The 21,515-nt window shown below is 62.1% G+C and carries 19 protein-coding genes; 11 read left to right on the forward strand and 8 right to left on the reverse strand.

Features of this window, described 5'->3' with window-relative positions:
- Positions 1-8: 8 nt before the first annotated feature.
- The gene (alc, locus tag IB264_RS16140; RefSeq protein WP_192433815.1) at positions 9-1,031 is read right to left on the reverse strand and encodes an allantoicase; all 1,023 of its coding nucleotides are present in this window, start codon (positions 1,029-1,031) and stop codon (positions 9-11) included.
- Positions 1,032-1,040: 9 nt separating this feature from the next.
- Entirely contained in the window at positions 1,041-2,456 is a 1,416-nt protein-coding gene (gene puuE, locus IB264_RS16145; protein ID WP_192433817.1) for an allantoinase PuuE, read from the reverse strand.
- 170 nt (positions 2,457-2,626) lie between these two features.
- On the opposite strand from puuE, the gene uraH reads away from it, so the two are divergent.
- The 4 genes from uraH to xdhC are packed head-to-tail and all read left to right on the forward strand — an operon-like array spanning position 2,627 to position 7,719.
- Positions 2,627-2,998: a hydroxyisourate hydrolase gene (gene uraH / locus IB264_RS16150; protein WP_192433819.1), complete on the forward strand. Its 372-nt coding sequence runs from the start codon at positions 2,627-2,629 to the stop codon at positions 2,996-2,998.
- Between the two features lie 6 nt (positions 2,999-3,004).
- A complete protein-coding gene (gene xdhA, locus IB264_RS16155) occupies positions 3,005-4,486 on the forward strand; it encodes a xanthine dehydrogenase small subunit (protein WP_192433821.1) in 1,482 nt (493 codons plus the stop codon).
- 12 nt (positions 4,487-4,498) lie between these two features.
- Positions 4,499-6,850 (forward strand): xanthine dehydrogenase molybdopterin binding subunit, encoded by a 2,352-nt coding sequence (gene xdhB, locus IB264_RS16160; protein ID WP_057226690.1) that lies wholly within the window; start codon positions 4,499-4,501, stop codon positions 6,848-6,850.
- Positions 6,850-7,719: a xanthine dehydrogenase accessory protein XdhC gene (xdhC, locus tag IB264_RS16165; protein ID WP_025428595.1), complete on the forward strand. Its 870-nt coding sequence runs from the start codon at positions 6,850-6,852 to the stop codon at positions 7,717-7,719. Before xdhB ends, xdhC begins: the two co-directional genes overlap by 1 nt.
- Positions 7,720-7,722: 3 nt before the next feature.
- Here xdhC and IB264_RS16170 read toward each other — a convergent pair whose 3' ends face one another.
- A complete protein-coding gene (locus IB264_RS16170) occupies positions 7,723-8,100 on the reverse strand; it encodes a helix-turn-helix domain-containing protein (protein WP_025428596.1) in 378 nt (125 codons plus the stop codon).
- Between the two features lie 99 nt (positions 8,101-8,199).
- On the opposite strand from IB264_RS16170, the gene IB264_RS16175 reads away from it, so the two are divergent.
- Positions 8,200-9,180 (forward strand): zinc-binding dehydrogenase, encoded by a 981-nt coding sequence (locus IB264_RS16175; protein WP_057226689.1) that lies wholly within the window; start codon positions 8,200-8,202, stop codon positions 9,178-9,180.
- 34 nt (positions 9,181-9,214) lie between these two features.
- On the opposite strand, the gene IB264_RS16180 is transcribed toward IB264_RS16175, so the two are convergent.
- Positions 9,215-10,129 (reverse strand): LysR family transcriptional regulator, encoded by a 915-nt coding sequence (locus IB264_RS16180; protein ID WP_192433823.1) that lies wholly within the window; start codon positions 10,127-10,129, stop codon positions 9,215-9,217.
- A 147-nt stretch (positions 10,130-10,276) separates the two neighbouring features.
- Between IB264_RS16180 and IB264_RS16185 the strand changes: the two genes are divergently transcribed.
- Complete coding sequence (locus IB264_RS16185; RefSeq protein WP_025428599.1) at positions 10,277-11,515, forward strand: urate hydroxylase PuuD; 1,239 nt, start codon at positions 10,277-10,279, stop codon at positions 11,513-11,515.
- On the forward strand, positions 11,512-12,867 hold the full coding sequence (gene guaD / locus IB264_RS16190) for a guanine deaminase (protein ID WP_057211253.1): 1,356 nt from the start codon (positions 11,512-11,514) through the stop codon (positions 12,865-12,867). The genes IB264_RS16185 and guaD overlap by 4 nt, the downstream gene beginning before the upstream one ends.
- 107 nt (positions 12,868-12,974) lie before the next feature.
- Here guaD and IB264_RS16195 read toward each other — a convergent pair whose 3' ends face one another.
- Positions 12,975-13,796 carry an IclR family transcriptional regulator gene (locus tag IB264_RS16195; RefSeq protein ID WP_025428601.1) on the reverse strand — a complete coding sequence of 274 codons (822 nt, stop codon included), beginning with the start codon at positions 13,794-13,796 and terminating at the stop codon, positions 12,975-12,977.
- A gap of 169 nt (positions 13,797-13,965) precedes the next feature.
- On the opposite strand from IB264_RS16195, the gene gcl reads away from it, so the two are divergent.
- From gcl to IB264_RS16215, 4 genes are all read left to right on the forward strand, one after another.
- Positions 13,966-15,750: a glyoxylate carboligase gene (gcl, locus tag IB264_RS16200; protein WP_025428602.1), complete on the forward strand. Its 1,785-nt coding sequence runs from the start codon at positions 13,966-13,968 to the stop codon at positions 15,748-15,750.
- Between the two features lie 26 nt (positions 15,751-15,776).
- Positions 15,777-16,592 (forward strand): hydroxypyruvate isomerase, encoded by an 816-nt coding sequence (hyi, locus tag IB264_RS16205; RefSeq protein ID WP_057211251.1) that lies wholly within the window; start codon positions 15,777-15,779, stop codon positions 16,590-16,592.
- Between the two features lie 5 nt (positions 16,593-16,597).
- Positions 16,598-17,482: a 2-hydroxy-3-oxopropionate reductase gene (gene glxR / locus IB264_RS16210; RefSeq protein WP_057211249.1), complete on the forward strand. Its 885-nt coding sequence runs from the start codon at positions 16,598-16,600 to the stop codon at positions 17,480-17,482.
- Between the two features lie 123 nt (positions 17,483-17,605).
- The gene (locus tag IB264_RS16215; RefSeq protein WP_057211247.1) at positions 17,606-18,874 is read left to right on the forward strand and encodes a glycerate kinase; all 1,269 of its coding nucleotides are present in this window, start codon (positions 17,606-17,608) and stop codon (positions 18,872-18,874) included.
- 39 nt (positions 18,875-18,913) lie between these two features.
- Here the strand turns inward: IB264_RS16215 and hpaH are convergent, their stop codons facing one another.
- From hpaH to IB264_RS16230, 3 genes are all read right to left on the reverse strand, one after another.
- Entirely contained in the window at positions 18,914-19,729 is an 816-nt protein-coding gene (gene hpaH / locus IB264_RS16220) for a 2-oxo-hept-4-ene-1,7-dioate hydratase (RefSeq protein WP_057211245.1), read from the reverse strand.
- Between the two features lie 146 nt (positions 19,730-19,875).
- Positions 19,876-20,487 (reverse strand): LysE family translocator, encoded by a 612-nt coding sequence (locus IB264_RS16225; RefSeq protein WP_025428607.1) that lies wholly within the window; start codon positions 20,485-20,487, stop codon positions 19,876-19,878.
- Positions 20,488-20,694: 207 nt separating this feature from the next.
- On the reverse strand, positions 20,695-21,354 hold the full coding sequence (locus IB264_RS16230; protein WP_057211243.1) for a response regulator transcription factor: 660 nt from the start codon (positions 21,352-21,354) through the stop codon (positions 20,695-20,697).
- Positions 21,355-21,515 lie beyond the last annotated feature (161 nt).

The following is a 21,515-nucleotide window of genomic DNA, read 5'->3' on the forward strand; positions in this document are numbered from 1 at the left end:
TTGGTCGTTTACGGGGTGCCGGCCCTTGCAATGCGCCCGAAGACACGCAGCCGGCTGACGCCGCCATCGGGGTAGATGTTGAGACGAACATGGGTGGCGCAACCGACCTCTTCGATCAGGTCCGGGCCGTACTCATGAATACTGTCGGCGCTCAGTTTCTGGCGCGAGAGGACGTCCCGCCAATAGAGCGAAGATGCTGTTAGCGCCGCGTCGACCGTACAGTCCGTCTCGCCGAGGTCGGCCGCCTGCACCGAACAGGCGTCGGGATAGTTGCCCTTGAAATGGGCGGTATCGACGATGATGCGTTCGATCGACGTGCGTGCGGCCAGCCTGACGATGATCCAGTCGTTGCCGGGTTCGCGCCGCCGTCGCGTCTCCCATCCATCGCCCATGTTGATCCCCCGCCCGGGGGCCAACAGTCGTTGATGACCGTAGTGGCCGTTGGAGAAGACGACGATCCGGCCGCCGAGCAGCGAGGATGCGAGATCGACCACGTCGTCGCCGATCCGATCCCGGTCGAGGGCGGGCGTGCCATAGACCCGCAACCGGGCAACGCCACCGTCGGGATAGATCCGCAGCCTGATATGGCTCCAGGTCCCCTCTGCAAGGGCTGCGAAGTAGTGATGGGCGCTTGGACCAAGCGGGCTCATGCCCAAGAGCTCGGTCCAAGCGGTTGCTTCATCCGGCCCATCAGGCGCCAGACAGGCGTCGACTGCGCAGGCGGAGGGGTAGTTGCCGGTAAAATGCGTCGTATCGACGTCGAAGCCGGCGATCCGGCCGGTGGCGGCAAGCGCGACGATCGCATGGTCGTGGCCGGGACCGCGTCGACGCCGCGTTTCCCAGCCATCCATCCATTTGCCGTGTTCATCGTAGACGCCGGGATGAAAGACAGCGGGACAATCCTGCAACAGCCGTTCGAGCGGGGCGAAGAACTCGTCGGTGGCAAACACCGGCCTTGCCCCGAGGCCGGCGGAGGCGAGATTGATCGCCTTGCGCGCGAAGTCAGGCAGGCCGACGCTGTCGATCGTCATCGCCTGCACTCAGCTCGGCAGCATGTCTTTGAGGCGGAGAAGCGCAATCCTTTCCACCTGCCGGCAGGCCGTCTCGAGCTCGCTGTCGCGATCGTTCTCGATCCGGGTTTCGAAGGCCGCCAGGATGTCCTCCTTGCTGCGGCCTCTGACCGCGATGATGAAGGGAAAGCCAAATTTTTCGACATAGGCGCTGTTGAGTTCGGTGAAACGCGTGCGTTCAGCATCGGTCAGGGCGTCAAGGCCGGCGGAAGCCTGCTCGCTGGTCGAGCTTTCGGTCAGCCGCTTTGCCTGCGCCAGCTTGCCGGCGAGATCCGGGTGGGCGTTGAGCACGGCAAGACGCTCTTCCGGCCTCGCCTCGCGGAAGACTGCAGTGAGCGCTGCAGCAAGCCCGATCGCCGTGTCGTTGGCGGCCGATAGCTCGCTGGCAAAGGCGCGCCTGGCGATCCAATCGGAATGTTCGAAAACGCCACCGAAGCAAGCGACGAAATCAGCCTCGGAAAGCTGCGATGGACGGTCGTCCCAGGCCTTGAAGGGATAGGCCTTTGCCCAATGCCGTGCGATATCGACGCGACGAGCTAACCAGACCTTTTCGTGGCCCTTCACGTAGTCGATGAAAAGCGCAAGCGCTGCGGCGCGACCCGGCCTGCCGACAAGGCGGCAGTGCAGGCCGATGCTGAGCATCTTTGGTGCGCCGGCCGCACCTTCCGCATAGAGCACGTCGAAGCTGTCTTTGAGATAGCTGAAGAACTGGTCACCGCTGTTGAAGCCCTGTGGGGTTGCAAAGCGCATGTCGTTGGTGTCGAGCGTGTAGGGGATGACCAACTGGTGGCGGCCCGCATGTTCATGCCAGTAGGGCAGATCGTCGGCATAACTGTCCGAGACGTAGTCGAAGCCGCCAGTCTCGGTCACCAGATCGAGCGTGTTGTCCGAACAGCGACCGGTGTACCAGCCGCGCGGCGGTTCGCCAGTGACGATCGTGTGCAGCCGGATCGCCTCTGTGATCTCTGTCCGCTCCCGCTCAGGGCTGAAATCCTTGTGCTCGATCCACTTCAGACCGTGCGAGGCGATCTCCCAGCCGGCGTCTTGCATCGCGGCCACCTGCGCCGGCGAACGCTTCAGCGCTGTTGCGACGCCATAGACTGTCGCGGGCACGCCCTTTTCCGTGAACATGCGATGAAGCCGCCAGAAGCCGGCGCGGGCGCCGTATTCATAGATCGATTCCATATTCCAGTGGCGCTGTCCGGGCCAAGCCTGCGCACCGACGATTTCCGAGAGAAAAGCCTCTGATGCGGCGTCGCCATGCAGCACGCAGTTCTCGCCGCCTTCCTCGTAATTGATCACGAATTGCACGGCAATCCGCGCCTCGTCGGGCCAGACGGTTGTGGGGTTCGGGCCATGGCCGTGAAGATCGCGGGGGTATCTCATGCAAGCAGTCCTCCAGACATTTGTCTCTGCACCTCGATTCCTAACGGGATTTTTCCGCCGTCATTCCCCCCAAAAATTTTGAAAGTCTCGAATGATCCGCCCGCTTCTCAATGCACTGGCTCACCGGGATACTGCGAAATGGAAAGATGACTTCGGGAGGAGCAAGACGCATGCAATCTCATGGTGGAAACGACGGCCGTCTGACGACCCATGTACTCGATACGGCCAGTGGCAAACCGGCCAAGGACCTGCGCATCGAGCTCTATCGCATCGAGGGCGAGCGCCAGACGCATCTGCGCTCGATGAGGACAAATGACGACGGACGCTGCGATCAGCCGCTGTTGAGCGGATCGCTGATGCAGGCGGGAACCTACGAGCTGCATTTCCACGCCGGCGATTATCTCGGGTCCGAAGCGGCGCGCGGCGCCAACCCGTTTCTCGATGTCATCCCGATCCGTTTCGGGATCGACGATCAGGCGGCGCACTATCATGTGCCGTTGCTCTTGTCGCCCTACGGCTATTCGACCTATCGCGGGAGCTGACCGGCAATGACCATCCAGATTCGTAACACAATCCGTTTTCTCCTGAACCACCGCCTAGTCGAGCTTTCCGACGTTTCTGCGGTGCAGACATTGCTCGATTTCCTGCGCATCGATCGCAATCTGCGCGGAACAAAGGAAGGCTGTGCCGAGGGAGACTGCGGCGCCTGCACAGTGCTGGTCGGCCGCCCGCTCGGCGGGCAACTCAAGTATGAATCCGTCAATGCCTGTATCCGCTTTGTCGGTTCGCTCGACGGCTGTCACGTGGTGACGGTGGATTCGCTGGCAACACCGGGTGGTCCACTCCATCCCGTCCAGCAAGCGATGGTCCAGACGCACGCGTCGCAATGCGGCTTCTGCACGCCCGGCTTCGTGATGTCGCTCTATGGGCTCTGGATGGAGAACCCGAAACCCTCGATCACCGAAATCGAGAAGGCGCTGCAGGGTAACCTGTGTCGCTGTACCGGCTATGCCGCGATTATTCGCGCGGCCGAGGTGATCTCGACCATAGGCGATCTCGGCACCGATCCGCTGTTTGCCGAACGCGACCGGATCGCTGGCGAGCTGGCTGCTCTTCAGGATGGTCGCCGCGTGGTGATCGGCGAGGGAGCGGAACTGTTCATGCTGCCGGCTTCCGTCGATGATTTTGCCGATGTGCTCGAAGCCAATCCGAAAGCGACGATCGTTGCCGGCTCGACCGACGTCGGCCTCTGGGTCACCAAGTTCATGCGCGATATCGCGCCGGTCGTGCATCTCACGCACCTGGAAGAACTTCGTCGCATCACCGTCGACGACAAGGGTGTGACGCTTGGCGCTGGTGTCAGCTATGCCGAAGCCTATCCCGTCATTACCGAGCATTTCCCGCAATTGCGCGAGCTTTGGGACCGGATCGGCGGACAGCAGGTCCGCAACATGGGTACGGTCGGTGGCAACATCGCCAACGGATCGCCGATCGGCGACACGCCGCCGGCATTGATTGCGCTCGGCGCGTCGGTGACGCTGCGCAAGGGCGCTCGCCGCCGTACCGTGGCGCTCGAAGATTTCTTCATTGCCTACGGCAAGCAGGATCGCGAGCCCGGTGAATTCGTCGAAGCGGTTCACATTCCTTTCCTCGAAGCTGACACCAGCTTTGCCGTCTACAAGATCACCAAGCGTCTGGATGAAGACATCACCGCCGTCTGCGGCGCATTCCGCCTGACATTCGACGGTGCCGGTGAAGTCGCTGACGCGGTGATCGCCTTTGGCGGCATGGCCGGAACACCGAAGCGGGCTGTTCATGTCGAGGCGGCGCTGAAGGGCAAGGCCTGGCAGGAGCCAACGGTCGAGCAGGCGATCTCCGCCTTCGATCAGGACTTCACGCCGCTTACCGACTGGCGCGCCTCGGCGGAATATCGCCAACTGGTGGCCAAGAACCTGTTGCGCCGCTTCTATCTTGAAACGCAGGCGACCGGAAACATCCGGATCGACCGCAACATTGCCGTAGCCGTCTAGGAGGTGAGACCCATGAATGTGATGCAGCCCATCGACCGCATCCGCGGTGGCGTCCACGAAAACGAACGGCACGAGTCCGGCCACAAACATGTGTCGGGAACGGCCGAGTATATCGACGATATTCCGGAACCGGCCGGCACATTGCACGGCTATCTCGGTCTGTCCCAGCGCGCCCATGCCGATATCCTGTCGATCGATTTCGACGCGGTCAGCGCCAGCGAGGGCGTCATCGGTATCCTCACAGCTGACGACATCCCGGGTGAAAACGACATCAGCCCCGCCCACAAGCACGACGATCCGGTGTTTGCAACCGGCAAGGTCGAGTTCTACGGCCAGCCGATGTTCGCCGTCATCGCCACGTCGCGTGAAGCCGCGAGGCGTGCAGCCGTCAAGGTCGAGGTCGAATACCGCGATCTGCCGCATGTGACCGACGTGCTTGAGGCTGCTGCCGCGAACTATCCTCTGGTCATCGATCCGCTGAAGCTGGAGCGTGGCGACATCGAAGCCGGTTTTGCCAAGGCGAAGAACATCGTCGAAGGCGAGATGCGCATCGGCGGTCAGGACCACTTCTATCTCGAAAGCCAGATTTCCTTTGCCATTCCCGGCGAGGACGATGAGGTCCTGGTTTATTCGTCGACCCAGCATCCGAGCGAAACCCAGCACATGGTGGCAACCGTGCTTGGCGTGCCGTCCAACGCCGTGACTGTCAATGTGCGCCGCATGGGTGGCGGCTTCGGCGGCAAGGAAACGCAGGCCAACATCTTCGCCGCCGTGGCGGCCCTGGCCGCAAAGAAATACCGTTGCGCCGTCAAGGTCAGACCTGACCGCGACGACGACATGTCGGCAACCGGCAAGCGTCACGACTTCCACGTCGACTACAAGGTCGGCTTCGATGACGAGGGCCGGATCGAGGCGGTCGATGCGGTGTTTGCGGCGCGCTGCGGCTTTTCCGCCGATCTCTCTGGACCCGTGACCGATCGCGCGCTCTTTCATGCCGACAACTGCTACTTCTATCCGAACGTCCGTCTTCGTTCGAAGCCGTTGAAGACCAACACCGTCTCGAACACTGCGTTTCGTGGCTTCGGCGGCCCGCAGGGCATGGTCGGCGGCGAGCGCATGATCGAGGATGTCGCCTATGCTGTCGGCAAGGATCCGCTCGAGATCCGCAAGCTCAACTTCTATGGCGGCGAGGGCCGCAATCTCACGCCCTATCACCAGACGGTCGAAGACAACATCATCGGGCGCATCATCGAGGAGCTCGAAACGTCGGCCGATTACGCTGCGCGTCGAGAGGCCGTGATCGCCTTCAACCGCGAAAACCACATCATCAAGCGCGGCATCGCGCTCACCCCGGTCAAGTTCGGCATCTCCTTCACCAAGACCGAGTACAATCAGGCAGGCGCCCTGGTGCACGTCTATACCGACGGGTCGATCCACCTCAACCATGGTGGTACCGAGATGGGGCAGGGGCTTTACACCAAGGTTGCCCAGGTGGTGGCCGACGAGTTCCAGGTTGATCTCGATCGCGTCAAGGTAACGGCGACGACGACGGGCAAGGTGCCGAATACGTCGGCGACAGCAGCGTCCTCCGGTTCGGATCTCAACGGCATGGCGGCCGCCAATGCGGCGCAGCAGATCAAGGCGCGGCTGGTGCGCTTTGCCGCCGAACGCTGGAATGTTGCCGAGGCCGATGTCGCCTTCGAGCCGAACACAGTGCGGATCGGCGCGGAACGCTTGCCCTTTGGCGAGTTCATCAAGCTTGCCTATGGCGCCCGTATCCAGCTGTCCGCCGCCGGTTTCTACAAGACGCCGAAAATCCACTGGAACCGCTCGGAAGGCCGCGGCCGTCCGTTCTTCTATTATGCCTATGGCGCGTCCTGCTCCGAAGTCAGCGTCGATACGCTGACCGGCGAATATCAGGTCGATCGCACCGACATCCTTCACGATGTCGGCCGATCGCTGAACCCGGCACTGGACCTGGGTCAGGTCGAAGGCGCGTTTGTTCAGGGCATGGGCTGGCTCACGACAGAGGAACTGTGGTGGGACGCCAAGGGTCGGCTGCGCACGCATGCGCCGTCGACCTACAAGATCCCGCTTGCCTCCGATCGACCGCGCGTGTTCAACGTTCGCCTGGCGGAATGGTCGGTCAACCGGGAGGAAACGATCCGGCGGTCAAAGGCCGTCGGGGAACCGCCGTTCATGTTGGGCATTTCGGTTCTGGAGGCGTTGTCGATGGCAGCGGCGAGCGTTGCGGAGTATCGTATTCCCCCGCGCATCGACGCACCGGCGACGCCGGAGCGGGTGCTGATGGCGATCGAGCGGCTGCGAGCCGCCGCAAGGCAAGGGGCTGTAGCACAGGGTTGATGGCGATGGTTGCGAGCCGAGAGGATATCAGGGACTTCCTGCGTCGCGAACCGGACTGCGTTCTGGTCGAGGTGACGGGTGCCGCAGGCTCGACGCCGCGCGACACCGACGCCTGGATGCTGGTGGCGCCGGACGGCCTCTTCGGCACCATCGGCGGCGGCCAGCTCGAATATATGGCGATCGACCACGGTCGTCGCGCGATGAAGCGCGGCGATGGCGCCGACACGATGACGGTCCCGCTTGGCCCCGAGATCGGTCAGTGTTGCGGCGGGCGCGTCGCGCTCGCCTTCACGCGCATCGATCGGGAGAAAGCCGCCATGTTGATTGAACGCAGCGATCTGGAGATTGCCAGCCGCCCCCATGTCTACGTCTTCGGCGCCGGGCATGTCGGTGATGCGCTGGCGATGGCGCTATCGCTTGTGCCGGTGCGCACCATTCTCGTCGACACCCGCGAGGACGAGCTTTCGGCCGCCGATATCCACGGTATCGAGACCTGCCTGACCGCGATGCCCGAGGCGGTGGTCCGCGATGCGCCGCGCGGCAGCGCCTTCGTGATCCTCACCCATGACCACGCGCTCGACTTCCTGATTGCAGCCGAGGCGCTCAGGCGTGACGACGCTTCCTATGTCGGCATGATCGGCTCGAAGACCAAGCGTTCGACCTTCAAGAACTGGCTGTCGCGGGAAATCGGCCGGCCCGATCTTTTCGATCGTCTTATCTGCCCGATCGGCGGCACGGCCGTGAAAGACAAGAGGCCGGCGGTGATAGCGGCCCTGGCCGCAGCCGAGATCATGACCGCCGCGCTCAATCATCATTGGGAGGCGCCGGCTGTCTCCTCGGTCAAGCCAGGCAAGCGCGTCGGCGCCTGACGCTCAGGCGCTTTGGCGCGGCCGGATGATGCAATCGCCGACTTGGTCGAATTCACCCAGTTCTTCGGCGTGACGCTGACCCCATTCGCACAGGGCAAGCAGGACCGGCTCGAGGCTCTGGCCCAGTGCCGTTGCCGAATATTCCACCCTTGGCGGCACTTCGCGAAAGATCTCGCGATGAACGAGGCCGTGTTCTTCCATCTCGCGAAGCTGCTGGATCAGGACTTTCTGGCTGACGGCCGGTACGAGCCGTCGCAACTCAGAGAGGCGCCTCGGACCGTCGAACAGGTGATAGAGGATCACTGCCTTCCATCGCCCGGAGATCACCTTGAGCGCACGCTCGGATGGCAGTGATGGCAGTCTCTTGATGATATCGGCCATGGTTACCAATCGGTCAGTATGGAACAAAAGGGTGTGTAGAGCCAAACGGGAGTCTAAGGCTAATTATGGATCAAAGCCAGTCAAATGAGGTTGAGATCCATGAAAGCAATCCGGTACCGCTCCTTCGGGAGCCCTGAAGTCCTTGAGCTGATCGATATGCCGAAGCCGGTGCCCGCGCACGGCGAAGTGCTGGTGCGGGTCGGGGCGATCGGGCTCAATTTCTTCGAAGTTCTGATGCGGCAGGACCGATACGCGGTGACACCTGGTTTGCCGATGGTGCCGGGTGTCGAGATCGCGGGCATTGTCGAGGCGCAGGGCGAAGGCGTGAAAACGCCGGCGGTCGGCACGCGTGTCGCCGTGCCGATGTTCGCCTTCGGCCGCGGGGCGGGCGGGTGCGCCGAATATGTCGCGATCGACGCTGACGCACTCGTGCCGATCCCCGGCGACGTTTCGTTCGAAGTGGCGACAGCGCTGATGATCCAGGGGCTGACGGCGCTTCATCTCGTTCGGCAAAGCAATCCGCAGGGAAAGACCGTGCTGGTGACTGCTGCGGCCGGCGGTGTCGGCTCGCTGCTCATTCAGCTTGCAAGAGAGGCTGGTGCAAAAGCGGTAATCGCGCTTGCGGGCGGCAGCGAGAAGGTCGCGTTCACACGCTCGCTCGGCGCGGACCTTGCAATCGACTACAAAGCAGCGGATTGGCGGTCGGAGCTTGGACAGCATCAGGCAGGTGGGTCAGTCGAGACGATCTACGACATGGTCGGCGGATCCTTCACCAAATCCGCGCTTGGTGTTCTGGCGCAAGGCGGTGAGCTCGTCTTCGGCGCGATGGGGCGCTTCGAACTCGAAGCCGCTGACGTCGAACAAATGCTTTCGGGCAATCAATCCCTGCGTGGGTTCGCTCTATTGCCGTTGCTCACGCCGTCCGCCCTGAAAACCGATCTCGGCGATCTGTTCCGTCGCGTGGAGGACGGGCGGCTCAAGGTCCATCTGGGTGGTCGGTTTCCGCTGGAACAGGCGGCAGAGGCGCACCGTGCCATGGAAACACGAAGCACGACCGGTAAGATCGTGCTCGTGCCTTAACCGATCAAGCAGAGCGCTGTTTTAGGCGGGGCTGTTAGGCGAGCATCTTGCCGATCAGCCGCTGACAGCGCTCCGCCATATAGTCGATCATCAGCCGAACCTTCGGGTCCTGGAAGCGCTTGTGCGGATAGATCGCCGCCAGTTGCACGCCGAGCGGCGGTGTCGAGGCAAGGATTGGCACCAGCTCGCCGGTGTTGATGTAGCTCTTCACCTCGAAGAGAGGCTTGTTGATGATGCCGCGACCATCGAGCGCCCATTGGGTCAACACATCGCCATCATCCGAATCGTAAGGCCCGGTCACTTCGAGCTTCCTGACACCCTCAGGCGTCTGCAATGTCCAGAAGTACTCCTTGGAACCGGGATAGCGCAGCAGCAGACAGTCATGTTTGTCGGCGATAAGCTCGTCGGGTGTTTGCGGCACGCCGCGCTTCTCGAAATAGGCCGGTGCGCCGCAGACGACGCGCTCGCAGTTCATGATGCCACGCATGCGCAGGTTCGAATCTTCGAGGATGCCGAGCTTGAAGGCGACATCGACGCCTTCCGACAGGATATCGACATTGTGGTCGGAGAGCCTGAGCCGCACCTCGATATCCGGATATTTGTCGTGAAACTCCGGAATGCCCGAGGCGATCAGCCGCCGACCTATCCCCAACGGAGCGGTAATCTTCAGCGCACCCTTCGGATTGTGCGACAGATCCGCGATGGCGTTCTCCGCATCATTGACAGCTTCGAGAATCTTGACGGCACCGTCGTAGAACACACGGCCGTGCTCCGTCGGGGTCAGCTTGCGCGTCGTCCGATTGAACAGCCGAACGCCCATGTGGCGCTCCAACTCTTTGATTCTATTACTGGCAACCGCCGGCGTTACGCGCTGGTCGCGACCAGCTGCCGACAGGGTTCCAAGCTCTACGACGCGTACGAAGACGCGAACATTGTCCAGATATGACATGCCTCCCGATCTCTCCTCCGGGCACTATCTAACGCATCCATTCCGTCGCGATTTTATAGATTTTTTTGAAAGTGTTGGTGAACCAGCGACGTTCCCGCGGCCTCCAGCAATGACACATAATGCGCCACGGAGAAATGGGAGAATTGCATGTACGAGTATGCCATAGCCTGGGATTGGCTCACCTTTGCCATGAGATGGCTACACGTCATCACCGGTATCGCATGGATCGGTTCGTCGTTTTATTTCGTCGCGCTCGATCTTGGCCTGAAGAAAAGACCCGATCTGCCTGTTGGAGCCTACGGCGAGGAATGGCAGGTCCACGGCGGCGGCTTCTATCATATCCAGAAGTATCTGGTGGCTCCATCAAACATGCCGGAGCACCTGATCTGGTTCAAATGGGAATCCTACGTCACCTGGCTTTCCGGTTTCGGCATGCTGTGCATGGTCTATTACGCCGGCGCTGACCTTTACCTGATCGACCCCAATGTGCTCGACGTATCGAAGACGACGGCGATCGCCATTTCGCTGGCATCGATCGGCTTCGGCTGGCTTGCCTATGATGCGATCTGCAAGTCGCCGGCCGGCCGCGACAACACCAAGCTGATGGTGCTCCTGTATTTCATCCTCGTCGGCATGGCCTGGGGCTATACGCAGCTTTTCACCGGCCGCGCCGCCTTCCTGCATCTGGGCGCCTTCACCGCGACGATCATGTCGGCGAACGTCTTCTTCATCATCATCCCGAACCAGAAGATCGTCGTTGCCGACCTGATCGCCGGCCGCACGCCGGACGCCAAATACGGCGTCATCGCCAAGCAGCGTTCCACGCACAACAACTACCTGACGCTGCCTGTGCTGTTCCTGATGCTGTCGAACCATTATCCGCTGGCCTTCGGCACCCAGTACAACTGGATCATCGCCTCGCTGGTGTTCCTGATGGGCGTCACCATCCGCCACTATTTCAACACCCGTCACGCCGACAAGGGCAATCCGACCTGGACGTGGCTTGCGACCGCGCTGCTCTTCATTGTCATCATGTGGCTGTCGACCGTGCCGAAGATCCTGAGCGGCGACGAGGAGGCGAAGGTTTCGGCGGCGCAGCAGCCGTTCGTTACCGCCGAGGCCTTTCCGAAGGTTCGCGACACCGTGCTTGGCCGCTGTTCCATGTGCCACGCCAAGGAGCCCGGCTGGGAAGGGCTGGTCGTGCCGCCGAAGGGCGTGACGCTGGAGACCGACGGCGAGATCGCCGCCCACGCACGCGAAATCTATCTGCAGGCCGGCCGTTCGCACGCGATGCCGCCGGCCAATGTCACCGGCATATCGGACGAGGAGCGCAAGCTCCTCGTCGCCTGGTATGAGACGGTCGTAAAGGGAGAGAAGGTTCAATGACCGATTTGCTGATCCGCGGCCGCGTGCTGACGTTTGTCGAGGCGCCCAAAGGCATCGACGACCACGCCTCCTATCGCTACTTCGAAGATGGCGCCGTGCTGGTTCGCAACGGCAAGATTGCCGATATCGGCGAGCATTCGGACGTTGCCCGCAGGGCCGGGCCAGCAGTCAAGGTTGCCGATCATCGACCGAACCTGGTGTTGCCGGGCCTGATCGACACGCATCTGCATTTCCCGCAGACGCAGGCTATCGCGTCCTATGGTGCGCAATTGCTCGAATGGCTGAACACCTACATTTTCGTCGAGGAACAAAAGTTCCGCCAGCCGGAGCATGCTCAATTCATTGCCGGCCGGTTCATGGACGAACTGCTTTCCAACGGCACCACCACGGCCGTTGCCTATTGTTCGGTGCATCCGGAGAGTGTCGATGCCTACTTCGGCGCTGCGGAAAGCCGCGGCATGCTGATGATCGGCGGCAAGGTAATGATGGATCGCAATGCGCCCGATGCGCTGCGCGACACGCCTCAACTCGGATATGACGAGACGAAGCAACTGATCGGCAAGTGGCACGGCCGCGGCCGCGCCCACTACGCCATCAGCCCGCGTTTCGCCATCACCTCGACGCCGGAACAGATGGAGATGAGCCGGGCGCTCGTCGCCGAACATCCGGAATGCTACGTCCAGACGCATCTGTCCGAAAACAAGGACGAGATCGCCTTTGCGACGTCGCTCTACCCGGAAGCGAAGGACTATACCGACATCTATGCACGCTACGATCTTTTGACCCGCAAGACGTTGCTCGGGCACTGCATTTACCTCAGCGATCGCGAGATCTCGGTTCTCGCCGAGACCGGCGCCGTCGGCACTTTCTGCCCGACCTCGAACCTGTTCCTCGGTTCGGGCCTCTTTGACCGCGACCGTTTCGACAAACTCGGCGCGCGCTGGTCGGTGGCAACGGACGTCGGCGCCGGCACCAGCTTCTCGATGCTGGAAACCATGGATGAGGCCTACAAGGTTCTTCATCTGCAGGGTCAGCGGCTTTCGCCGTTCAACTCGTTCTACATGATGACGCTCGGCAACGCGCGGGCGCTCGATCTCGACGACCGCATTGGCTCGCTGCATATCGGCGCCGACGCCGATATCGTCGTGCTCGACAGTCGCGCCAAGCCGTCGATGGAGCTGAGAATGCGCGTGGCCAAGACGCTCGCCGAGGAACTCTTCATCCTGCAGACGATGGGCGACGACCGATCGGTGGCCGAAACCTATGTTGCCGGCAAGCCGATGAAACATCTTGCCAGCAACCAGGCAGCCGAGACAGAAGCCACAGGCGGCCGGAAATTCGAGACGGTCTGAACCATCGCGGAAGCGTGGTCTCCCAACGTTCGACGCTGAACGTTCCAATCAACGCCGTACGCAAGCCTCCCCCACAAGGGGAGGCTTTCTTGTCAAAGATCTCCTTATCAGAGATCTTCGGGGCGCTTGCCGCCCATGGCCCGGGTCAAGGCATCGGCGCGCTCGCGCACGACCGGTCCCAGCACCAAGAGCTTGTCGTCATTGACGCGCACGGATGGTCCTGAGATCGAGATCCCGGCGATCGTTTCCCCATATTCGTTGAAGATCGGCGCTGCCACGCAGCGCATGCCGAGCGTGTGTTCCTCGTCGTCGATCGACCAGCCGCGCTGGCGGATCTTCTGGATGTCCTGCAGCAGCGCCGACAGGTTGTCGCGTGTCTTGTCGGTGAAATGCGCCAGGTCGCGTCCAGCCAGCAGATGCGCGACATCCTTGTCGGCCCAGGTCGACAGGATCGCCTTGCCGATTCCGGAGGCATGGATCGGCCCGCGCCGGCCGGGGCGGAAGAAGGCCCGCATCGGGGCATGGCTTTCCACCTGCGAGATGAAGACGACATCGCCGCCTTCTTCGATGCCGATATTGGCAGTCTCACCGCTTTCTTCCATCAGCTGTTTCAGAAACGGACGGCTGATGGTGCCGAGCTTGCGGAAGCGCAGATAGGCGTTGCCGATCTCGAATGCCTTGAGGCCGATCGTCCAGGCGCCGGTGTCGGGGTCGTTCATCACCATGCCGTGGTTGGCCAGAGACGTCAGCAGCCGGTGCACGGTCGATGGCGCCATGCCTGTGACATCGGACAAGTTCGTCAATGTCGAGCCGTCGCTTTCGGCAACGACCGCCAGCAGCGTCAGGCTACGGTCGAGCACCTGCACGGAGCCGGGCGCTGCGTTTTCGCCCGCCTTTCGGCCGCGTTTTCCCTTGCCTGTCGCATCCATGATCCATCCTCCAGCAGCCGAGTCATTCCTATCATCCTCTAGCAGGACCAGGATTGATTGTTTCGAAATTCTTGAAGATGTTTATTTCCATCTGGTGGAAATGAATTCCATTTAAATGTTGAACATTGATGACAATGGGGTATCGTCTCATCAAATAGGAGGAGTTCCCATGGCTAAGATGCGTGCCGTTGATGCGGCTGTTTACGTTCTTGAGAAAGAGGGCATCGATTGTGCTTTCGGCGTGCCCGGTGCGGCAATCAATCCGTTTTATTCCGCTCTGAGGGCGCGCGGCTCGGTTCGCCACATCCTTGCCCGCCACGTAGAGGGCGCCTCGCATATGGCGGAAGGCTACACCCGCGCCAAGCACGGCAACATCGGCGTTTGCATCGGCACGTCAGGCCCGGCCGGCACCGACATGATCACCGGCCTTTACTCGGCTTCCGCCGACTCGATCCCGATCCTCTGCATCACCGGGCAGGCGCCGCGCGCCCGCCTGGACAAGGAGGATTTCCAGGCCGTCGATATCTCCAAGATCGCAGCACCTGTCACCAAGTGGGCTGTCACCGTCATGGAGCCGGCGCTGGTGCCATTCGTCTTCCAGAAGGCTTTTCACCTGATGCGCTCCGGACGACCGGGGCCGGTGCTGATCGACCTGCCGGTCGACGTCCAGCTGGCCGAGATCGAATTCGATCCCGAGACGTATGAGCCGCTCGAGCCCTACAAGCCGAAGGCGACGCGCGCGCAGGCCGAGAAGGTCATTGCGATGCTGAACGAGGCCGAGCGGCCGTTGATCGTCGCCGGTGGCGGCATCATCAATGCCGACGCCTCGGATCTCTTGACCGAATTTGCCGAGATCACCGGCGTTCCTGTCATTCCGACACTGATGGGCTGGGGTACGATCCCGGACGATCATCCGCTGATGGCCGGCATGTGCGGCCTGCAGACGTCGCATCGCTACGGCAATGCCAGCATGCTCGCCTCCGACTTCGTGCTCGGCGTCGGCAACCGTTGGGCAAACCGCCACACCGGCAACATACCGACCTATACCGAGGGTCGAAAGTTCGTTCACGTCGATATCGAACCGACGCAGATCGGACGCGTCTTCGCGCCGGATTTCGGCGTCGTCTCAGACGCGGGGGCAGCGCTGAAGCTCTTCCTTGACGTTGCGACGGAATGGAAGACCGCCGGCAAGCTGCGCGACTGGTCGGGCTGGGCGCAAGAATGCCGCGAGCGCAAGCGGACCATGCTGCGCAAGACCCATTTCGACCAGACGCCGCTAAAGCCGCAGCGCGTCTATGAAGAGATGAACAAGGCCTTCGGCCGCGACACCTGCTATGTGTCGACCATCGGCCTCAGCCAGATCGCCGGCGCGCAGTTCCTGCACGTCTACAAGCCGCGCAACTGGATCAATTGCGGCCAGGCCGGTCCGCTCGGCTGGACCCTGCCGGCTGCCCTTGGCGTGCGTGCCGCCGATCCCGATAGGCCGATCGTCGCACTTTCCGGCGACTATGATTTCCAGTTCATGATCGAGGAACTGGCGGTCGGCGCCCAGCACAAGCTGCCCTACCTGCATGTTGTCGTGAACAATTCCTACCTCGGCCTCATCCGCCAGGCGCAGCGCGGCTTTAACATGGACTTCGAAGTCAGCCTCGCCTTCGACAACATCAATGCGTCTGAAGACGCGGAGAAGGGCTATGGCGTCGACCATGTCGCCGTTGCCGAGGGTCTCGGCTGCAAGGCGATCCGGGTGCGCAGCCCCAACGAGTTCCAGGAAGCGTTCGACCGCGCCCGCGCCCTGATGGATGAGCACCAGGTTCCCGTCGTCATCGAGTTCATCCTCGAGCGCGTCACCAACATCGCCATGGGTGCGGACATCAACTCCGTCGTCGAGTTCGAGGAACTGGCGGCGCGTGGCGAAGATGCACCGACCGCGATCGAAGCGCTTCTCGATTGAAAACTATCACAAGGAGGAAAAATCGCATGGCGAAGTTCGCTGCGAACCTGACAATGCTGTTTACCGAGGCGCCGTTCCTCGATCGCTTTGCCCTTGCTGCAAAAGCCGGCTTCGAAGGCGTCGAGTATCTCTTCCCCTACGAGTTCGAGAAGGTCAGCCTGCGCGCCGAGTTGCAGCGTTACGGTCTGAAACAAGTGCTGCACAACCTGCCGGCCGGCAACTGGGCCGGCGGCGAGCGCGGCATCGCCATCCTGCCCGACCGGATCGACGAGTTCCGCAAGGGCGTGGCGAGCGCCATCGACTATGCGACCACGCTTGATTGCAAGCAGGTCAACTGCCTGGTCGGCATCGCGCCGGACGGGGTCTCGGAAGCCGTGCTGCGCACCACGCTGGTCGCCAACCTCAAGCTGGCCGCGAGCGAACTGGGCAAGCAGGGCATTCGCCTGCTGATCGAGCCGATCAACCACTTCGATATTCCCGGCTTCTACCTCAACACGGTCGAGCAGGCCGCTTCGATCATCGACGAGGTCGGCAGCGACAACCTCTTCATCCAGTACGACCTCTACCATCAGCAGCGCACGCAAGGCGAACTCATCGGTACCTACAGGCGCTTTGCCGGCCGCATCGCCCACGTCCAGCTTGCCGATAACCCGGGCCGCAACGAACCGGGTACGGGCGAGATCAACTATCCCTACGTCTTCGATGCGCTCGAAGAGGCGGGCTACGACGGCTGGATCGGCTGCGAATACAAGCCGCGCACGACCACGGTCGAGGGCCTTGGCTGGCTTGGCACCGAGCGCAAGCGCACGCAATCCGCAGACATCATCAAGATCAGGAGTTAAGCACAATGGCAACGATCGGCTTTATTGGACTGGGCATCATGGGTACGCCGATGGCACGCCATCTGCAGGATGCCGGGCATACGATCATCACTTCGAAATTTGCGATCCCGCCGCGGCAGGAACTGCTCGACAATGGCCTGACGTTTGTCGAGACGCCGAAGGCACTTGCCGAGGCGGTCGACACGATCATCCTGATGCTGCCGGACACGCCTGAAGTGAAGGACGTTCTCTTCGGCGAGAACGGCGTCGCCTACGGCCTTTCCAAGGGCAAGTTGGTCATCGACATGAGCTCGATCTCGCCGATCGAGACCAAGGAATTCGCCAAAAAGGTCCGCGAAACCGGTGCGGAATACGTCGACGCACCAGTCTCCGGCGGCGAAGTCGGTGCCAGGAACGCTTCGCTTTCGATCATGGCCGGCGGCTCTCAGGAGAGCTTCGACCGGGCCTTGCCGTTGTTCCAGCTGATGGGCAAGAACATCACCCTCGTCGGCGATTGTGGCGATGGCCAGGTGACCAAGGTCGCCAACCAGATCATCGTTGCGCTGACGATCGAGGCGGTGTCCGAGGCGCTCGTCTTCGCGTCGAAGGCCGGCGCCGATCCGGCACGGGTTCGCGAAGCGTTGATGGGTGGTTTTGCCTCCTCGCGTATTCTCGAAGTGCATGGCGATCGCATGATCAAGCGCACCTTCGATCCGGGCTTCCGCATCTCGCTGCACCAGAAGGATCTGAACCTGGCGCTGCAGGGCGCAAAATCCCTCGGCATTTCGCTACCGAACACGGCAGCGACGCAGGAGCTGTTCAACAACTGCGCCGCCAATGGTGACAGCGGGCTTGACCATTCCGGCCTGGTGCGTGCCCTTGAGCGCATGGCGAACCATCAGGTCGCCTGAAGCACCGCTACGACAGCATGAAAATACGCATGATCGACCGGCGGCCCGTTCCGTCTGCCGATCGTGCCTCCGGGCGGCGGAAGGAGGAGCCGCCGCCCGAGATCTTGGATGAAGGGGAGAGACATGGCAGCCATTGCCGATCCGCGCACGTTTCTGGAAACGCTGTTCACATCGGCGGTTGCCGCTGCCGACCCGGCACTGGTGATTGCCGCCAACCTGCCGGAGCGGCCGAAGGGCCGGACCGTGGTCGTCGGCGCCGGCAAGGGTGCGGCGCAGATGGCACAGGCCTTCGAGCGACATTGGGATGGTCCGCTTTCCGGCGTCGTCGTCACCCGCTACGGCTACGCAGCCCCTTGCCAGCGTATCGAGGTGCTGGAAGCATCGCATCCGCTGCCGGATGAAAGCGGTCTGCAGGCCTCTCGGCGCCTGATCGCCGAGGTCAGCGGCCTGTCGGAAGACGATCTGGTCGTTGCTCTTGTCTGCGGTGGTGGATCGGCCCTGCTGCCGTCACCACCTCCAGGCCTTTCGCTGGACAATGAAGTCGCCGTCAACCGGGCGCTGCTCGCCTCGGGCGCGCCGATCAGCGCCATGAATGCGGTGCGCAAGCACGTCTCATTGATCAAGGGTGGCCGGCTCGCGGCCGCGGCCTATCCGGCGAAGGTCGTTTCACTCATCGTATCTGATATTCCCGGCGATGACCCGGCGCTGGTCGCCTCCGGTCCGACCCTGCCCGACGCAAGCACTCGTGCCGACGCCCTGAAGATCATCGAGCGCTATGGCCTGCAATTGCCCGAAAAGGTTCTGGCGTGGCTCGCCGATCCGGCTGCCGATGCGCCGTCGCCGTCCGACCCGCGTTTCGCTGCCAACGAAGTACGCCTGATCGCATCCGCTTCCGTCTCGCTCGAGGCGGCTGCCGCCAAGGCGCGGGAGGCCGGCATCGAGGCAATCATTCTCTCCGACGCGATTGAAGGCGAGGCGCGTGACGTCGGCAGTGTTCACGCGGCAATCGCCCGTGAGGTCGCAGGCCGCGGCCGCCCCTTCGCGAAGCCCGTTGTCGTTCTTTCCGGCGGCGAGACGACCGTTACCATGCGCGGGGCAGGCAAGGGCGGACGCAACAGCGAGTTCCTGCTGTCGCTGGCCCTTGGCATTGATGGCGCCGTTGGCGTTGCGGCGCTTGCCGCCGATACCGATGGCATCGACGGTTCCGAGGACAATGCCGGCGCCTTTGCCGACGGAACGACGATCGCCCGGCTCGCCGCACAGCGGCTCGACGCCTCAGCACTCCTGCAGCGGAATGATAGCTGGAGTGCCTTCGACGCGCTCGGTGATATCTTCAAGCCCGGGCCGACCGGCACGAATGTCAATGATTTCCGCGCAATCCTGGTGCAATAGGACGCGAGGATGGGTGCCTAAGACATTGGTGCCGCTGGGTCAGGCGGCGCTTCGGGCGAAGTGGCAGCTGACCGTGCCGTGATTGCCGAAATCCGCAACGAAGGTGTCGCCGCTGCGCGCCTCCACCGCACGCACGAACGAGCCGGAAAGCACGATCTGGCCCGGTTCGATCGCGTCGCCATACTGCGCCAAGCGGTTGGCGAGCCAGGCGATGCCATGGGCGGGATGATTGAGAACGCCCGCCCCCAATCCGGCTTCTTCCACTTCGGCGTTGCGCGAGAGGATGGCGCCCATCCAGCGCATATCAACCGCGTCGGGGCGCATCGGTCGTCCGCCAAGGATCAGCCCGGCATTGGCCGCATTGTCGGCGATCGTATCGGCGATCCCTCGGGCTTGCTGTGTCTCGGGATCGCGTCTGACGATGCGGGTGTCGAGGATCTCAAGCGCGGGGATCACGAAGTCGGTGGCGTTGAGCACGTTCAGGATAGTGACGCGCGGCCCTTTGAGCGGCGCCTTCATCACGAAGGCGATTTCGGCCTCTACGCGAGGCTGGATGAAGCGATCGGCGGGAATGGTTGAACCATCCTCGAACAGCATGTCGTCGAACAGCACGCCGGAATCCGGCGTGTCGATATCAAGCGCCTGCTGCATGGCCTTTGACGTCAGCCCGATCTTGAAGCCGATGATCCGTCGGCCGAGGTCCCGCTTGCGCCGCACCCAGGCGGATTGAACCGCATAGGCGTCGTCTATCGTCATCCCCGGATGTTTGAGGGATAACAGGCCGACCTGGCTGCGATCGATTTCGGCCTGGTGAAGGCTCTCGGCTGCTTGCGAAATCTCGGCAGGGCTGAGCATGCGACCGTTTTCCTCTCGCACGGACGTCATCCATAGCCTTGCGATGGCATCCGAAGGACTTCGAGCTTTGCGCTGACGTTCAAGGCCCGGATATCATCGCCGAAACAATCGGGATAGGAAAGGGTTTGATCGCAAGACCCCTCGTGTCAGACGGACTGCGTTGCCAGCATCATGCCGAGGCCGATGAGGATCGAACCGCATGCCCGCGGGACCAGGCTGCTCTGGCCGGTGAAGCGACCAAGGGTCAGGGATGCGAGTATCACAGCGGCGACATCAGCGGCCGACAACGCCAGATTGACCAGCATGCCGAAGACCAGGAACTGCAGGGAGACCGGCATTGCCGCTGCCGGGTCGACGAATTGCGGCAGGAACGTCACGAAGAACAACGCCGTCTTAGGGTTGAGGATTTCGACGAGGATGCTGTCGCGCAGCACGCCGGGCTTGGCATCGGTCTTATGCGTATCATGCTTGCCGATGCCGAGCAGCATCGTGCCGCCAAGCCAGACCAGATAGACGGCGCCGGCAAGTTTGATTGCCGCATAGACAAACGGTGCATGGCTGAGAAGGGCGGCAAGCCCGAGGGTTGCGGCTGCAATATGCACATAGCAGCCGATATGGATGCCGAATGCGGCCAAAAAACCGGCTTTGCGGCCATGCGCCAAGGTCTGCGCCGTCATGTAGAGAATGGCGGGCCCCGGCATGCAGGCAAAGATCGCCGTAGCGACCGCAAACGAAATCCAGTGCTCGATCGAGGGCATCGCAGTTCCTCCGGTTTGCCGGCTGCCCCTCCGGCAGCGTGGCATTCGGCCCGACCCCGTCGGTGCGGAATCGGGTCGGCAGAGAACTACGCTTGGTTGTAGATCGGCGACATACGGCAGGTGCCGTATTTCGGAGCCTCGAACCTGCGGCCAATGATGTGGTGGTTAAGGGAATGTCACCGCTGGAGCCGGCGCGGCATGCGGATTTCAGCCAATGGGCAGGCCGATGCGCACAGCGTAGGCGGCGAGTTCGGCAGCGCTATGCAGGCTGAGCTTGCGCATCAGGTTTTCGCGGTGCTTGCGCGCGGTGAGCGGGCTGATGCCAAGCCGTTCGGCAATCTCGCGAGCCGTCAGGCCCTGAGCCGCGAGCGAAAGGATCTGCATCTCCCGCCGGGTCAGGGGAATGGGCGAAAGCGCTTCGTCGGTCGCGGACGGCAAGGTCCGTCGCTCCGGGTGGCTGACGGCAAAGCGTATCGATTGTGCGAGGTAGATTTCGTTGGCGCCAAGCGCGTCAACGGCAGAGGCAAGCTCGGCCGGGTCGCCGTTCTTCGTGAGATAACCGCTTGCGCCCGCATCTATGGCGGCGCGGACCGTTCGCGGTTCGATATTGGCGGTCAGCACTAGGATCTTCATTCTCGGAGCCAGTTCCCTGATGTCGGCGATGAACTGGATGCCTGCCACGCCCGGCATGCCGAGATCGAGGGTCAGAAGGTCTGCCGGCTCACTTCTCGCAAGCGCCAACACGGCTTCGCCGTCGGCGGCCTCGGCAACCACGGATATGCCCGCCATCGTCGAAAGTAGCATCTTCAAGCCTTCGCGAACGATGGCATGGTCGTCGGCAACGATGACGTTCATGGCCTTCGACATTTCAGCAATCCTTCATTGATATCAGCAATTGTCCGCAACCATAAACAGGTTCGCGTGCGGAGGCGATGCAAACAGCGTGAGCGACTGCAACCTCTCCTGATAGAACTACTATTTCGTCAATCTTACGCGGTGCTGGTCGCAAATTTGGTCATTCCACTACC

This window comes from Ensifer sp. ENS11 (assembly GCF_014851895.1).
GTDB lineage: Bacteria > Pseudomonadota > Alphaproteobacteria > Rhizobiales > Rhizobiaceae > Ensifer > Ensifer canadensis.

Bases quoted from the DNA above. Each gene is read 5' to 3' on its own strand.
- IB264_RS16195 (WP_025428601.1), bottom strand. From the start codon at position 13,796: ATGGATGCGACAGGCAAGGGAAAACGCGGCCGAAAGGCGGGCGAAAAC.
- hpaH (WP_057211245.1), bottom strand. From the start codon at position 19,729: ATGCTCAGCCCTGCCGAGATTTCGCAAGCAGCCGAGAGCCTTCACCAG.
- xdhC (WP_025428595.1), top strand. From the start codon at position 6,850: ATGGCGATGGTTGCGAGCCGAGAGGATATCAGGGACTTCCTGCGTCGC.
- IB264_RS16230 (WP_057211243.1), bottom strand. From the start codon at position 21,354: ATGTCGAAGGCCATGAACGTCATCGTTGCCGACGACCATGCCATCGTT.
- IB264_RS16170 (WP_025428596.1), bottom strand. From the start codon at position 8,100: ATGGCCGATATCATCAAGAGACTGCCATCACTGCCATCCGAGCGTGCG.
- IB264_RS16175 (WP_057226689.1), top strand. From the start codon at position 8,200: ATGAAAGCAATCCGGTACCGCTCCTTCGGGAGCCCTGAAGTCCTTGAG.
- xdhB (WP_057226690.1), top strand. From the start codon at position 4,499: ATGAATGTGATGCAGCCCATCGACCGCATCCGCGGTGGCGTCCACGAA.
- gcl (WP_025428602.1), top strand. From the start codon at position 13,966: ATGGCTAAGATGCGTGCCGTTGATGCGGCTGTTTACGTTCTTGAGAAA.
- glxR (WP_057211249.1), top strand. From the start codon at position 16,598: ATGGCAACGATCGGCTTTATTGGACTGGGCATCATGGGTACGCCGATG.
- IB264_RS16225 (WP_025428607.1), bottom strand. From the start codon at position 20,487: ATGCCCTCGATCGAGCACTGGATTTCGTTTGCGGTCGCTACGGCGATC.
- IB264_RS16185 (WP_025428599.1), top strand. From the start codon at position 10,277: ATGTACGAGTATGCCATAGCCTGGGATTGGCTCACCTTTGCCATGAGA.
- IB264_RS16215 (WP_057211247.1), top strand. From the start codon at position 17,606: ATGGCAGCCATTGCCGATCCGCGCACGTTTCTGGAAACGCTGTTCACA.
- hyi (WP_057211251.1), top strand. From the start codon at position 15,777: ATGGCGAAGTTCGCTGCGAACCTGACAATGCTGTTTACCGAGGCGCCG.
- IB264_RS16180 (WP_192433823.1), bottom strand. From the start codon at position 10,129: ATGTCATATCTGGACAATGTTCGCGTCTTCGTACGCGTCGTAGAGCTT.
- puuE (WP_192433817.1), bottom strand. From the start codon at position 2,456: ATGAGATACCCCCGCGATCTTCACGGCCATGGCCCGAACCCCACAACC.
- xdhA (WP_192433821.1), top strand. From the start codon at position 3,005: ATGACCATCCAGATTCGTAACACAATCCGTTTTCTCCTGAACCACCGC.
- guaD (WP_057211253.1), top strand. From the start codon at position 11,512: ATGACCGATTTGCTGATCCGCGGCCGCGTGCTGACGTTTGTCGAGGCG.
- alc (WP_192433815.1), bottom strand. From the start codon at position 1,031: ATGACGATCGACAGCGTCGGCCTGCCTGACTTCGCGCGCAAGGCGATC.
- uraH (WP_192433819.1), top strand. From the start codon at position 2,627: ATGCAATCTCATGGTGGAAACGACGGCCGTCTGACGACCCATGTACTC.